Consider the following 13,532-nt stretch of genomic DNA (forward strand, 5'->3'; position numbering starts at 1 on the left):
TCAATGTCCGTCCTTGCCCGAGCCTTCATCAGCCGACCCGCCAGCCGAACCGCCGCTTTGCGGATCATGCGGATGATGCTGGTTGTAGTGTGCGAGCGCCTCATCCGGGTCTTCCTTCTCACCGCCGAATTTCGCGCGGATCACGACGAAGAACATCGGGATCATGAAAATGGCGAGGAAGGTCGCCGTCAACATCCCGCCGATCACGCCGGTACCGATCGCGTGCTGGCTGGCCGAACCCGCGCCGTTACTGATCGCGAGAGGCATCACGCCGAGAATGAACGCGAGCGAGGTCATCAGAATCGGACGCAACCGCAGACGCGCTGCTTCCAGCGCGGCCTCGATCGGCCCCATGCCTTCACCCTGCTGCAGCTCGCGGGCGAATTCCACGATCAGAATCGCGTTCTTCGCCGACAGACCCACCGTGGTCAGGAGACCCACCTGGAAGAACACGTCGTTCTCGAGCCCGCGCAGCGTGGCGGCCAGCAGTGCGCCGATCACGCCGAGCGGCACCACCATGATCACCGAGAACGGGATCGACCAGCTTTCATACAGCGCCGCGAGACACAGGAACACGACCAGGATCGAGATGCCGTACAGAATCGGCGCCTGCGAACCGGACTGGCGTTCCTGCAACGACAGGCCCGTCCATTCGTAGCCGACACCCGCCGGCAGCTTCGCCACGAGTGCTTCCATGGCGGTCATGGCCTGACCGGTCGACTTGCCCGGTGCCGCCGCGCCCTGGATTTCCACCGCGGAAATACCGTTGTAGCGTTCCAGCTTCGGCGAACCGTAGGTCCACGTGCCGCTGGCGAACGACGAGAACGGCACCATGCCACCCGCGGTATTGCGCACGTACCACGCGTTCAGGTCTTCCGGCTTCATACGGAACGGAGCATCGCCTTGCAGATACACCTTCTTGATCCGGCCGTCGGTATCGAGGAAGTTGTTCACGTACTGCGACGCCCACGCGATCGAGAACGTCTGGTCGATCGCGGCCAGCGACACACCGAGCGCCGAAGCCTTCTCGTGGTCGATGTCCACCTTGAACTGCGGCGTGTCGTTCAGGCCGTTCGGACGCACCTGAGCCAGCGTCGGATCTTTCGCCGCCATGCCCAGCAACATGTTGCGTGCTTCCATCAGCTTTTCGTGACCGACGCCCGCGCGATCCTGCAATTCGAAGTCGAAGCCCGCGGCCGTACCGAGTTCAGGAATCGAAGGCGGATTCACCGGATACACCAGCGCGTTCTTGTAGCTGCCGAAGTGCATGAAGAGACGGCCCACCAGCGCCTGCACCTTCTGATCCGAGTGCTGGCGTTGCGAGTAATCCTTCATCCGCACGAAGACGAGACCCGCGTTCTGACCGCGACCGGCGAAGCTGAAGCCGTTCACCGTGAAGGTCGATTCGACGATGCTCTTCTCGGTATTGAGCAGGTAGTCGGACACGTCCTTGAGCGCGCGCGCCGTGGTTTCCTGCGTCGAGCCCGACGGCGTTTGCACCAGCACGAACATCGTGCCCTGGTCTTCGTCAGGCAGGAACGACTTCGGCAACTTCACGAACAGCAGGCCGACCGCGAAGATCACCACCATATAGATGATCAGCCAACGGCCCGAGCGCTTGATCACGTGGTGCACGCCCGAGTGATACTTGTCGCGGCTCTTGTTGAAGGTGCGGTTGAACCAGCCGAAGAAGCCGGTGGTTTTTTCCTCGTGACCCTTTTCGATCGGCTTGAGGATCGTCGCGCACAATGCCGGCGTCAGAATCAACGCGACCAGCACGGACAGCACCATCGCCGCCACGATCGTCAGCGAGAACTGCCGGTAAATTGCGCCGACCGAGCCGCCCGAGAACGCCACCGGCACGAACACCGCAGACAGCACGAGCGCCACGCCGACCAGCGCGCCGGTAATCTGATCCATTGCCTTGCGGGTTGCGTCACGAGGCGATAAGCCCTCCTCCTGCATCACCCGCTCGACGTTTTCCACCACCACGATCGCATCGTCCACCAGCAAGCCGATGGCGAGCACCAGCCCGAACATGGACAGCGTATTGATCGAGAAGCCCACCAGACCCATGATCGCGAACGTGCCCAGCAGCACCACCGGCACGGCGATCGTCGGGATCAGCGTGGCGCGCAGGTTCTGCAGGAACAGGTACATGACCAGGAACACCAGCACGATACCTTCGAGCAGCGTCTTGACCACTTCTTCGATCGACAGGCGCACGAACGGCGTGGTGTCGTACGGATACTGCACCACCAGACCGTGCGGGAAGTACTTCGACAGTTCGGCGACCTTCGCGCGCACCGCCTTGGCGGTGGCCAGCGCGTTCGCGCCGGTAGCGAGCTGAATACCGAAGCCTGCCGTCGGCTGACCGTTGTACTTGGTGTCGAAGTTGTAGTTTTCGCCACCCAGCTCGATGCGCGCCACGTCCTTGATGCGGACTTGCGAGCCGTCCGGGTTCACCTTCAGCAGCACGTTGCCGAACTGTTCAGGCGTGTTGAGCAGCGTGGCTTCCGTGATGGTGGCCTGCAGCACCTGGCCCGGCACCGACGGCGTGCCGCCGAGCGAACCGCCCGCGACCTGCACGTTCTGCGCCGTCAGCGCGGCTTCCACATCCACCGGCGTCAAACCGAAGTTGGTCAGCTTGTTCGCGTCCAGCCAGACCCGCATGGCGTACTGCGAACCGAACAGCGTCACCGTGCCCACGCCGTCGATACGGCTGACCGGATCCTGAATGTTCGACGCGACGTAGTTCGCCAGGTCGTACTTGCTCATGCTGCCGTCTTCGGACACGAACGCCATGACCAGCAGGAAGCTGCTGCTCGACTTCGTGACCTTGGTGCCCAACTGTTGCACGGCTTGCGGCAACAGCGGCGTGGCGAGCTGCAGCTTGTTCTGCACCTGCACCTGCGCGATGTCAGGATTGGTGCCGGCGGCGAACGTCAGCGTGATGGTTGCCGTACCCGAGTCGTCCGAGGTGGACGACAGATACAGCAAGTGGTCGAGACCACTCATCTGCTGCTCGATCACCTGCGTGACGGTGTTTTCCACCGTCTTCGCCGATGCGCCCGGGTACGTTGCGCTGATCTGCACGGCCGGCGGCGCGATGGTCGGGTATTGCGCGATCGGCAACGTGAAGACCGACGCGATACCCGCGAGCATCAGAATAATGGCGATCACCCATGCAAAAATCGGGCGATCAATGAAGAACTTTGCCATGTGGCGGGCTCCCTGTTATTACGCGCCCGATGCGGCGGAGGCAGGCTGTGCCGTCTGCGCAGCACCGCTGGCGGCCGGCGCGCCCTGAACAGCTGCGCCGGAAGCGGGTGTGGCGGGAAGTTGCGCGGCAACGGCCTTGACCTGCATGCCGGGTTTCGCCTTGTCGGTGCCCTGCACGATCACGCGGTCGCCCGGATTCAGGCCGCTTTCGACCACCCAGTTCGAACCGTACGTGCCCGAGGTCACCAGCTGACGCAACACGACCTTGTTGTCGTTACCGACGACGAGCGCGGTCGGCTGACCCTTCTGGTCGTGCGTGACGCCCACTTGCGGCACGACGAGCGCGTGGTCGTTGACGCCCTCTTCAATGCGCGCGCGCACGAACATGCCCGGCAGCAGCACGTTGTCCGCATTCTTGAAGAGCGCGCGCACCGTGACCGAACCGGTGCCCTGGTCGACCGTCACGTCGGTGAACTGCAGCTTGCCCTTCTCCGAATAGGTGCGGCCGTCTTCGAGAATCAGCGACACCTTGGCGGCGTCCGGACCCGTGGTCTTCAGGCGCCCTTCCTGCATGTCGCGGCGCAGCTTCAGACCGTCGAGGCTCGATTGCGTCAGGTCCACATAGACCGGATCGAGCGTCTGCACGGTGGCCATCAGCGTAGCGGCGCTTGCTTGCACATAAGCACCCGGCGTGACCTGCGAGATGCCGACCTGGCCGCTCACCGGCGACACGACATCCGTATAGCCGAGATTGATCTGCGCCGTGTCGACTGCCGCCTTGCCCGCGGCGACGTCAGCCGCGGCCTGGCCTTCCGAGGCCACTGCATTGTCGTAGTCCTGCTTGCTGACCGCGTTGGCGGCAACCAGCACCTTGAAGCGATTGGCCTGCGCGGTGGTCGACACGAGGTTGGCCTGCGCCTTCGCCAGCGTCGCCTTGGCGTTATTCAGCGTGGCGATGTACGGTGCCGGATCGATCTTGTACAGACGTTGGCCTGCTTTGACCTGGCTGCCTTCCGTAAACTCGCGGCGCAACACGATGCCGTCGACCCGTGCGCGCACTTGCGCGACGAGGAACGCACTGGTGCGGCCCGGCAATTCGGTGACGACGGGCACGGCCGTCGGCTGGACGGTGATGACCCCAACTTCGGGCGTTTGTTGCGGCGGAGCAGATTGTTTTGGTCCGCACGCTGCCAGCAATACGGCAGCCGTCGCGGCACTAATTAAGCGGAATGGAACCCGTTCGACGCGCATGGAGCGACCTCTGTCAAAGACTGAGAATGAAAAAGTGCGCGCATCCCTACCCCGGGGACGACAGCGCACACATGCGTCTTGCGACGCTTGACCGGACACCCGCGGAAGCACACCGAACCTGCAGGGCATCCTGAGCGAAATGCGCCATACCGGGGAAATGCCGCACGGCGCCGCCCGTCTGGGCACGGCGCGAAGAGCGTTTTGAAAGGCAACAGTGACGGATATTAACGTTTCGTCACGGCTTGGGCTATCCGATCGTGGGATGCTATTATATATACATTCACGAATGCATGTAAAAGTGCGTTTATATCTCTTGCTGGCGGGGGGCTTGCAAGAACGCTTCACAATTCGCTCAACGGGAGACGGATTGTCATCGGGCGTACTTAAAAACGCTCGGGAAAACCCCACAATCAGGGCAGGTCATTCCAACATGGTCAGAAGAACCAAAGAAGAGGCGCAGGAGACGCGCAACAGCATTCTCGACGCGGCCGAACGGGTTTTCTTCGAGAAAGGCGTATCGCGCACGTCGCTTGCCGACATCGCGCAGGCCGCCGGCGTCACACGCGGTGCCATCTACTGGCACTTCGCACATAAGAGCGATCTGTTCACGGAAATGTTCGACCGCGTGCTTTTGCCGCTGGACGAACTCAAAGCCGCTTCGCAAGATCCCAACGAGCCCGATCCGCTTGGGCGTTTGATGGAAATCTGCACGGTCTGTCTGCGCGACACCGCCAATGACCCGCGTCGCCGGCGGGTGTTCGACATCCTGTTTCTGAAATGCGAGCTGGTCGAGGAAATGGGCCCGGTGATGGTCCGCTATCAGACCAACATGCGCGAAGGGCTCAAGAAAATCGAGGGGGGTCTGCGCAACGCCATCTCCAAGGGGCAACTGCCCGTGGATCTGGATACGAAGCTGGCCGCGGCGATGGTGCATGCGTTTGTCAGCGGCTCGCTGCGCGACATGCTGTTTCTGCCCGACGCCACGGATTTCGGCGCCCATGCCGTGCAGATGGTCGAAGGGATGTTCGACGCGCTGAAGCTGAGCCCGGCGTTGCGCAACGGGCATGCACAGCGGACGGGCGGCGGTTAGTTATCTGTCTGGCGCACGGGGCCTATGCAAAAAAGGCGGTCGGGTGAGCAACCCGGCCGCCTTCGTTTCATGCGCAGCGGCGTGGTGCCGCGTCCTTATATAGCAGCCACTCGAAGCGGCCGCCGCCCGCGAGTTTTTACGCCGCGGCCCGCGTGGCTCGCGCCTTCTGGTTCGACGCATAGATATTGCCACGCTCCAGCGGCGCTCCGCTCTTCACCGCCGCGATCCACTCGTCCGTGCTCGCCACTGCCGCGAAGCGCGATTGCAGCACCACGCTGAACACCCGGTGGATGTCCTGCGCGCTGGCAAAACCCGCGCTGTTCTCATACGGCACCGAACCCGTCGCGTCGTGCAGGAATTCGACGGCAAGCCCCGAGTGAACCGCGTGGTTGATGGTCGACGCGTCGCAGTTGTGGGTCATGTAGCCGGTCACGGTCAGCGTGTCGATCTGGCGCGCGGCGAGCCAATCGGCCAGATCGGTGCCGGTGAAAGCGCTTGGCAGCGACTTCTCCACGTAATGATCGCGAGCCCGCTCGCCCACCACCGGATGCAGCTCCGCCGCGCTGCTGCCACGCGCGAACAACGGCGAGCTGGCCGGCGCGAAATTCTGCACGACCACCACCGGCACGCCGGCGGCCCGCGCGGCATCCATCGCGCGGCCGATGTTGGCGAGCGAGCTGTGCACGTCGGGGTATTCGATCGGCAGATCGCCGGTCACGTATTCGTTCTGCACATCGATGACGATCAGCGCGCGGCGCGGTGTGGTCATGGCAAGACTCCTCGGTCGGGTAAAGGGGCCGCGCGGACGGTTCCGGTTTGGACTCGGCAGAGCAGCGACGATGACTGCATTGTTCCTCCACGGCCCACTTCACGACAGCGACCCGAATGACAAGATTCGCTAGAATCGGGCCATCGACGGATTTCACGAGGTGATTGATGGCCACGCCCGCTTCCGCTTCCTCTGCCGCGGCACGCGGCGAACCGGCCCGCCACGTTGTCGCGGTGGTCGCGTTCGACCGCATCAGTCCCTTCCATCTTTCGGTACCGTGCGTGGTGTTCGGTGAGGACCGCAGCGGCGGCGGCGTGCCGGGCTTCGACTTCCGCGTCTGCGCCGCCGAAACGGGCGCGCTCACTACGACCGCCGGCTTTTCGATCGCCGTCACGCATGGACTCGAAGCGCTCGCCGACGCCGACACGATCATCGTGCCGAGCTGGCGCGACCCGGCCGAAACGCCGCCGGCCGCGCTGCTCGACGCGCTGCGCGCCGCCCATGCCCGCGGCGCGCAACTGGTCGGGCTTTGCCTGGGCGCGTTCGTACTCGCGGCCGCCGGCATCCTCGACGGCCGTCCGGCGTCGACGCACTGGGCGTGGGCCGACGACTTCGCGCGCCGCTACCCACGCGTGCGCCTAGACCCCAACGTGCTGTATGTCGACGACGGCAACGTGCTGACCTCGGCCGGCACAGCCGCCGGCCTCGACTGCTGCCTGCATGTGATGCGCAAGATGTGCGGCGCTGACGTCGCGAATCACGTGGCGCGCCGGCTGGTCGTGCCGCCGCATCGACAAGGCAATCAGGCGCAATACGTTCAGCAGCCAATGCCGCCGAACGTGCGCGGCGACCGGCTGTCGGGCCTGCTCGATTGGGTGAGCGGCAATCTGGCGTTGCCGCATACGCTCGACACGCTGGCCGGGCGCGCGCTGATGAGCCGCCGCACCTTCACGCGACGCTTCCGGCTCGCCACCGGCACGACCGTCGGCGCATGGCTGCTGGCCCAGCGGCTCGCTCGCGCGCAGCAATTGCTGGAGAGCACCGACGAGTCGGTGGAAGCGATCGCGGGGATTGCGGGCTTCGGCTCGACCGCTTCGTTACGGCAACATTTCGCGGAGGCGTTCCGCACGTCGCCGTCGGCATGGAGAAGGGAGTTTCGCGGCGTGTGAGTGCGAGTGCGAGTGCGCGAGTGCAACGCTACTCAGCCGACGACGTTTCGTAGCAAGCCACCGGGATTTCGTAGTCGCATCGGCGCGACAGCGGCGCAACCCACCGCGCGCGCCACAACTACGGCAAGCTCGAAAATCAATGCTCGCTAAGCCAGCGCGCCACATACAGCAGCAGCGCGACCAGAAAGATCATCGCGGCCCAGGCCCAGTTCGGGACCGCGTGCGGACTGGGCTCGTGATGCGGGACCCCGTGCGACACACCATGTGCGCTTCCGTGCGCCGCGCTGGCCGCACGCCCAGGCAGCGCATTGCCGTGATCCGACCGCACGCGCCGCGCCATGCTGCCGAGCGTGATAGGCCGCAAAAACACATGCTGGCGGCGCACCGCCGAACCCCGCGCGCGATTCGGACCTTGCCCATGCTTGGCGCGCACGACGGCGTCGAACTCGGTGAAAAAGTCGTCGGCCAGTTGATGCAGCGCGTTTTCGAGTTGCCGCGTCGGCAGTTCGGCGAGCGGGCCGGAGGAGGTCGCCCAGATCGTGTAATCGATCCGCGTGCCGCGCTCCCGGTCGGCGCCGTGCGTGCTTTCGTCCGCGCGCAAGCGCACTTCGATCTGGCCGCGTAATGCGCCGATGCCTTCGGCGCGGGCCTTGAAGTTGATCGTGCGGCGCTGCGCGTCCGCGGGCCCGGAATCCTGGCCGGCCACGTGGGCACGCGCCTGGTAGCGCGCGCGCAGCGGGCCGAGCGGCACGGTCATGATCAGTTCGTATTCGCCGTGCGCAAAGCGTGTGAACGACTCGCAGTTGTCGAGGCTGGCGCGCAGTAGCGCAAGGTCTTGCAACGCGTCCCAGACGTCGGACGGCGCAAGCGGAATCCGTAACGCGTCGTTCAGTTCCATGGCAGCCTCCCCGATGAACGCGCGACAGCGGGATCAAGACGTCTGATCGATGCGGTCGACGCGCGATGCGTAAAACGCGAGATACCCTTTGATCTTCATCGCCGACTCGAGCGGCGTTTCGTAACTCCACACGGCGTTCTCGATCAGGCCGTCTTCCGTGCGCAGATGGAAGTACGACGCGTCGCCTTTGAACGGACAGTGCGAGCTGTGCGTCGAGCGTTCGAGCCGGGCCATGTTCACATCCGAACGCGGGAAATAGAACACGTCCGGCAGACCGGTTTCCGACAGTGTCAGCCCCGCCTGCGTATCGGCCATGGTCACGCCGCCGTGGATCACGCGCACCCGGTGATTGTTGCCGGTGATCGCGATGGCGTGCCCGCCCGCGCTCGCGCCGGGGCTCCCGTGAGGTGTCAAGGCATCGCTCATGTCTCGGCTCCGTGATGGTGTGCGGTCGTGCAAACAGTAAAGCCACGGGGTGCGCCCGTGGCTTCATTATCGACCAAAGTCCGGCCGAGTGCGCGGCCTTCCTGCACGGCGTGCGGCGCTGACCACATCGCCGCGCAGAACGGCGTCGTGCTTATTGAGTGTTCCAGTAGAACGCGGTCTTGGCGGTGCCCTTGGCCGGGATCGTCACCGGTTTGGACTGGTCGCGATCCTTGTACTGCGCATGGACCGTGTAGCGGCCCGGCCGAAGTCTGACCAGCATGTACGGCCCACGCGACGTGGTGCTCAGCACTTCGCCGTTGTGCGCATCGACCACGCGCACGTGAACGTCGGCGAGAAAGTCGGAACCCGGCCCCGTGAAGCGCAGCGACAGCGGCCACTGGCTTTGCGCCTGCTGCAATGCCTTCGATTCGTCGAGACCGACGCCGCCCGACACGAACGAGACGTCGCCCTGCTGCTGGATTTGCGGCAGGCCGCCGCCATTGGCGTTGCCCGCGCTGGTTTCATCGGTGGTCGTGCCGCCGGTCGTATCGCTTGCCTGTGCATACGCGCCACCCGCCAGACCGAGCGTGAGCGCTGCGGTAACCGCAGCGGCTACGATCCTTCGCTGATTGCGTTGGGTTTTCATCGGTTTGCTCCTTGTTGAGGTCTTATCCCTGCTTCCCCGGGATCCCGCGATGGGCCCGGATCAGGGCAGACGCAACCTGCGTGCCAAGCTGCCGGCCGCGTCATCTGGAAACCGCCGTGCGCCGCACCGGGTGGCGCGCAGCGCCTTACTTCGATGCCAGGATCCAAATGAAAATTGCCGATCCGCTGGCAGTAACTGCAACGGACCGGCAAGCATTACTTCAATTCGCGGGCGGATGAGCGGAGCGTCGGTCAAACTGTCAGCCGGACGAGCGATCGGGCCATCCAGCCCGCGCGGTACATCAGCCGAGATCGACCGGCACGAAGATCTGCGCGTTGTCGCGCTGGATCAGCAACGCGATGCTGTTGCCGGCACTGGCGATCACCTGCTTCAGTTGATCGACGCTCGAAATGGGCCGGCCGTTGACCGCGAGAATCACGTCGCCCGGCTGGATGCCGGCGCTTTCCGCCGCGCCGCCCGATTGCTGCACCAGCAGACCATGCGAGACCGACGCGCCGCTCTTCTCTTCCGGCGTCAGCGGCCGCACCGCCACGCCGAGCCGGCCTTGCATCTGGGCCGGCTGATCGGCCTTGTCCGAGGCGACCTTCGCATCCGACAACGAGCCGATGGTCACCTTCAGGTCCTTGGTGGCCTTGTCGCGCCACACCTGCACGGTCGCCGAAGTGCCCGGCGCCAGACCCGCGACCTGCGACGGCAGATCGGACGAGTCGCCGACCGGTTCGCCGTTCACCGACAGGATCACGTCGCCCGGCTGCAAACCGCCCTTGGCCGCCGGGCCGCCCGGATCGACCGAGCTGACCAGCGCGCCTTGCGGCTTCTGCATGCCGAACGAATTGGCGAGCGTCTGATTCATGCCCTGCACCGCCACGCCGAGTCGGCCGCGGCTCACGTGGCCGGTCTTGACGATGTCGTCCTTGACCTTGATCGCCTCATTGATCGGGATGGCGAACGAAAGGCCCTGGAAGCCGCCCGTCTGCGAATAGATCATCGAATTGATACCGATCACTTCGCCTTGCAGATTGAAGAGCGGGCCGCCCGAATTGCCAGGGTTCACCGGCACGTCGGTCTGAATGAACGGCGTGTAGTTTTCGTTAGGCAGCGAGCGCGACTTCGCGCTGATGATGCCCGAGGTCACCGTGTTGTCGAAACCGTAAGGCGAGCCGATCGCGACGACCCACTGGCCGACCTTGCTCTGGCGCGGATCGCCGATCTTCACGGTCGGCAGATTGCTTGCGTCGATCTTCAGCACGGCAACGTCGGACTGCTTGTCGGCGCCGACCACCTTCGCGCGGAATTCGCGCTTGTCGGTCAGCTTCACGGTGACGACGTTGGCGCCGTCCACCACGTGCGCATTGGTCAGGATGTAACCGTCATTGCTGACGATGAATCCCGAGCCCAGGCTCGCGCTCGGCTGATCGGGCGCATCGCCGCCGTCGCCGCCGCCTTGCATGCCCGGCATGCCGCCGAAGAAGTGCTTGTAGAACTGGTAGAACGGATCGCTCGGATCGATCGGCAGCTGAGTGCCGCCGCCGTTGCCATTGCCGGGATTGCCGCGCAGCGCCGTCTGCTTGACGACGTGCTTCGCGCTGATGTTGACGACAGCCGGCCCGTAGGTTTCGACGAGGCCGGAGAAATCGGGAATGCCGGTTTTGGCGGCGGCTTCAGCGGGCATCATCGCGGCCTGCGCCGGCGAGATCACCTGCGGCGCGGGCACGTCGCGATGCCCCGCCACATAGCCGGCGGAAAGCGCTACAGCGACGGCTACGGCAACAGCGCTGCGGGACAAGGTTTTCGCGTTCATCGTGTACTCCTGACTGGGAGAAAGAGGCTTTGGATGTCTCGAAGCGTACGTGGCATCGCTTAAAAGAGTCTTAAGCAGCGACAGATCGCTTTCATCCTGGTTTTGAGGCCTGTTTAAGCCTCGTTTAAGCCTCTTTACGAACAGAACCCGTTGCCTTCAGAAACGCACGGTGACCTGCAAGCCACCCGCGGGTGATTCGTCGAGCGACACGGCAGCATGATGCTGCACGGCGATGCGGCGCACGATCGCCAGACCCAGACCGCTGCCCGCCACGTCGGTACGCACGCGATTCGCGCCGGCACCCGCGCGATAGAAACGGTCGAACACGCGATCGCGTTCGGCCGGCTCGATCCCCGGTCCGCTGTCGGCGATCCGCACGACCGGGTGGCCCTCTTCGACATGCAGGCCGACATCCACGCGTCCGCCGCGTGGCGTGTATTTGGTCGCGTTATCCACCAGATTGTTGAACATCACGCGCAGCGCGTCGGCATCGCCGATCACGGTGGCGGATTCGGTCGCCTCGATGCCGAGATCGACGCCGCGATTCAGCGCAAGCGGCGCGTAAGCCACCACGCACTCCTGCAGCAGCGCGCGCAGATCGATCGCGTTGGTGGCGGCGAGGCCGTCCGGTTCGGAACGCGCGAGCGCCAACAGTTGTTCGGCAAGACGCGTGGCGCGCGTCACGCCGGCTTGCAGATCGGCGAGCGCTTCGCTGCGGCCGGTGTCGTCCTTCGCGCGCGCCACCAGTTGCGCCTGAATCTGCACGGCGGCGAGCGGCGTACGCAATTCATGCGCGGCGTCGGCGACAAATGCTTTCTGAATATCGAGCGCGGTCGCGAGTCTTTCGAGCAGACCGTTCAGCGCGCGCACGAGCGGCTGCACTTCGAGCGGCAGACGCTGGTCCGGCAACGGATCGAGCGCCTCGGGGTGACGCGCGTCGAGCGCGCTGGTCACGCGTCGCAATGGCCTGAGTCCGCGGCCGATAACCACCCACACCGCGAGTCCCAGCAACGGCAGCAGCACGATCAACGGCCACAGCGTACGCAGCGCGACATTTGCCGCGAGCCGGTTGCGCACGGAAACCGGCTGCGCCAGCTGCACCACGTTATCGCCGACGATCGCGCCATACACGCGCCACTCGCCGCGCTCCGTGTGCTCGGTCGAAAAGCCGAGTTCGGCGCGCGGCGCGAGCGGCGCACGCGGACGCGAGTAGTACATCAGCACGCCGTTGCGATTCCAGATCTGCAGCACGATGCCTTCGTCGCCGGTGTCGCGCGAACCGAGCACTTGCGAGAACGGTTCCGACGGCAGCGCGGCGGCGATCTGCTCCAACTGGTAATCGAAGAGTTCGTTGGCTTCGGCAAGCGCTTGCCGGTAGATGAGCCAACCCGCGATGCCGACGCCGAGCAGCACCAGCGCCAGCAGCCAGACCAGCAATTGACGGCGAATCGAACGCATCGGCTCAGGCGTCCTTCGCGATCATGTAGCCCAGACCGCGCACGTTGCGGATCAGGTCCGCGCCGAGTTTCTTGCGCAGCGCATGAATGTAGACCTCGACGGTATTGCTGCCGATCTCCTCGCCCCAGCCGTACATTTTTTCTTCGAGCTGGCTCTTCGAGAGCACGGCGCCAGGCCGCGCGAGCAACGCCTCGAGCAGCGCGAATTCACGCGCCGACAACGCGACCGGCGCACCGTCGAGCGTCACCTGATGTGACGCGGGATCGAGCGTCAGGTTGCCGTGGCGGATGGTCGAATCGCTGCGCCCCGACTGACGCCGGATCAGTGCACGCATGCGGGCGCCGAGTTCGTCGAGATCGAAAGGTTTGACGAGGTAGTCGTCGGCGCCGGCGTCGAGGCCTTTGACGCGATCCGCCACGGCGTCGCGCGCGGTCACGATCAGCACCGGCAGCGCGTGGCCGCGCGCGCGCAGCGTGCGCAGCACGTCGAGACCGTCGCGTTTGGGCAGGCCCAGGTCGAGCAGCACGAGATCGTAAGGCTGGCTGCCCGCCGCGCTGAGCGCGGCTTCCCCGTCTTCCACCCAGTCGACCGCGAAGCCTTCGCCGCGCAGTGCCTTGCGCACGCCTTCGGCGATCATCCGGTCGTCTTCGACTAGCAAGATGCGCATGGTTATCCGTTCCGAATCGTTCGATGATGCCGCATTCTAGCGCCCGCCCCCGCCATGCGCGCCGCGTGGCGCATTTTCCACCGCAGCCTGGCGGCAACTCTCTACAATGGGCGC

Annotated in this window: 11 protein-coding genes; 2 read left to right on the top strand and 9 right to left on the bottom strand. The window is 64.7% G+C overall.

Features of this window, described 5'->3' with window-relative positions; genetic code table 11:
• Both ACQKRQ_RS20980 and ACQKRQ_RS20985 read right to left on the bottom strand, forming a co-directional pair.
• Positions 1–3,222: an efflux RND transporter permease subunit gene (locus ACQKRQ_RS20980; RefSeq protein WP_132373280.1), complete on the bottom strand. Its 3,222-nt coding sequence runs from the start codon at positions 3,220–3,222 to the stop codon at positions 1–3.
• Between the two features lie 18 nt (positions 3,223–3,240).
• Positions 3,241–4,473 (bottom strand): efflux RND transporter periplasmic adaptor subunit, encoded by a 1,233-nt coding sequence (locus ACQKRQ_RS20985; RefSeq protein WP_427479138.1) that lies wholly within the window; start codon positions 4,471–4,473, stop codon positions 3,241–3,243.
• A 430-nt stretch (positions 4,474–4,903) separates the two neighbouring features.
• On the opposite strand from ACQKRQ_RS20985, the gene ACQKRQ_RS20990 reads away from it, so the two are divergent.
• Positions 4,904–5,563: a TetR family transcriptional regulator gene (locus ACQKRQ_RS20990; protein WP_132376812.1), complete on the top strand. Its 660-nt coding sequence runs from the start codon at positions 4,904–4,906 to the stop codon at positions 5,561–5,563.
• 136 nt (positions 5,564–5,699) lie between these two features.
• Here the strand turns inward: ACQKRQ_RS20990 and ACQKRQ_RS20995 are convergent, their stop codons facing one another.
• A complete protein-coding gene (locus ACQKRQ_RS20995; protein WP_427479139.1) occupies positions 5,700–6,332 on the bottom strand; it encodes a cysteine hydrolase family protein in 633 nt (210 codons plus the stop codon).
• Between the two features lie 167 nt (positions 6,333–6,499).
• On the opposite strand from ACQKRQ_RS20995, the gene ACQKRQ_RS21000 reads away from it, so the two are divergent.
• Complete coding sequence (locus ACQKRQ_RS21000) at positions 6,500–7,501, top strand: helix-turn-helix domain-containing protein (RefSeq protein ID WP_427479141.1); 1,002 nt, start codon at positions 6,500–6,502, stop codon at positions 7,499–7,501.
• A gap of 136 nt (positions 7,502–7,637) precedes the next feature.
• On the opposite strand, the gene ACQKRQ_RS21005 is transcribed toward ACQKRQ_RS21000, so the two are convergent.
• From ACQKRQ_RS21005 to ACQKRQ_RS21030, 6 genes are all read right to left on the bottom strand, one after another.
• Positions 7,638–8,399: a CoxG family protein gene (locus ACQKRQ_RS21005; protein ID WP_132373272.1), complete on the bottom strand. Its 762-nt coding sequence runs from the start codon at positions 8,397–8,399 to the stop codon at positions 7,638–7,640.
• 33 nt (positions 8,400–8,432) lie between these two features.
• The gene (locus ACQKRQ_RS21010) at positions 8,433–8,825 is read right to left on the bottom strand and encodes a DUF427 domain-containing protein (RefSeq protein ID WP_427479143.1); all 393 of its coding nucleotides are present in this window, start codon (positions 8,823–8,825) and stop codon (positions 8,433–8,435) included.
• Positions 8,826–8,976: 151 nt separating this feature from the next.
• On the bottom strand, positions 8,977–9,471 hold the full coding sequence (locus ACQKRQ_RS21015; protein WP_408317906.1) for a carboxypeptidase regulatory-like domain-containing protein: 495 nt from the start codon (positions 9,469–9,471) through the stop codon (positions 8,977–8,979).
• A 301-nt stretch (positions 9,472–9,772) separates the two neighbouring features.
• Positions 9,773–11,293: a DegQ family serine endoprotease gene (locus tag ACQKRQ_RS21020; protein WP_427479145.1), complete on the bottom strand. Its 1,521-nt coding sequence runs from the start codon at positions 11,291–11,293 to the stop codon at positions 9,773–9,775.
• A 156-nt stretch (positions 11,294–11,449) separates the two neighbouring features.
• Positions 11,450–12,751, bottom strand: coding sequence for an ATP-binding protein (locus ACQKRQ_RS21025; RefSeq protein ID WP_408287674.1), 1,302 nt, complete (start codon positions 12,749–12,751; stop codon positions 11,450–11,452).
• Positions 12,752–12,755: 4 nt separating this feature from the next.
• Positions 12,756–13,418: a response regulator gene (locus ACQKRQ_RS21030; RefSeq protein ID WP_132373262.1), complete on the bottom strand. Its 663-nt coding sequence runs from the start codon at positions 13,416–13,418 to the stop codon at positions 12,756–12,758.
• Between the last annotated feature and the right edge of the window lie 114 nt (positions 13,419–13,532).

This window comes from Paraburkholderia sp. NPDC080076, from assembly GCF_050281145.1.
Taxonomy (GTDB): Bacteria; Pseudomonadota; Gammaproteobacteria; order Burkholderiales; family Burkholderiaceae; genus Paraburkholderia.

Excerpts from the sequence above, each read along its gene's own strand:
- ACQKRQ_RS20980 (WP_132373280.1), bottom strand. The coding sequence starts at position 3,222 with ATGGCAAAGTTCTTCATTGATCGCCCGATTTTTGCATGGGTGATCGCC.
- ACQKRQ_RS20985 (WP_427479138.1), bottom strand. The coding sequence starts at position 4,473 with ATGCGCGTCGAACGGGTTCCATTCCGCTTAATTAGTGCCGCGACGGCT.
- ACQKRQ_RS20990 (WP_132376812.1), top strand. The coding sequence starts at position 4,904 with ATGGTCAGAAGAACCAAAGAAGAGGCGCAGGAGACGCGCAACAGCATT.
- ACQKRQ_RS20995 (WP_427479139.1), bottom strand. The coding sequence starts at position 6,332 with ATGACCACACCGCGCCGCGCGCTGATCGTCATCGATGTGCAGAACGAA.
- ACQKRQ_RS21000 (WP_427479141.1), top strand. The coding sequence starts at position 6,500 with ATGGCCACGCCCGCTTCCGCTTCCTCTGCCGCGGCACGCGGCGAACCG.
- ACQKRQ_RS21005 (WP_132373272.1), bottom strand. The coding sequence starts at position 8,399 with ATGGAACTGAACGACGCGTTACGGATTCCGCTTGCGCCGTCCGACGTC.
- ACQKRQ_RS21010 (WP_427479143.1), bottom strand. The coding sequence starts at position 8,825 with ATGAGCGATGCCTTGACACCTCACGGGAGCCCCGGCGCGAGCGCGGGC.
- ACQKRQ_RS21015 (WP_408317906.1), bottom strand. The coding sequence starts at position 9,471 with ATGAAAACCCAACGCAATCAGCGAAGGATCGTAGCCGCTGCGGTTACC.
- ACQKRQ_RS21020 (WP_427479145.1), bottom strand. The coding sequence starts at position 11,293 with ATGAACGCGAAAACCTTGTCCCGCAGCGCTGTTGCCGTAGCCGTCGCT.
- ACQKRQ_RS21025 (WP_408287674.1), bottom strand. The coding sequence starts at position 12,751 with ATGCGTTCGATTCGCCGTCAATTGCTGGTCTGGCTGCTGGCGCTGGTG.
- ACQKRQ_RS21030 (WP_132373262.1), bottom strand. The coding sequence starts at position 13,418 with ATGCGCATCTTGCTAGTCGAAGACGACCGGATGATCGCCGAAGGCGTG.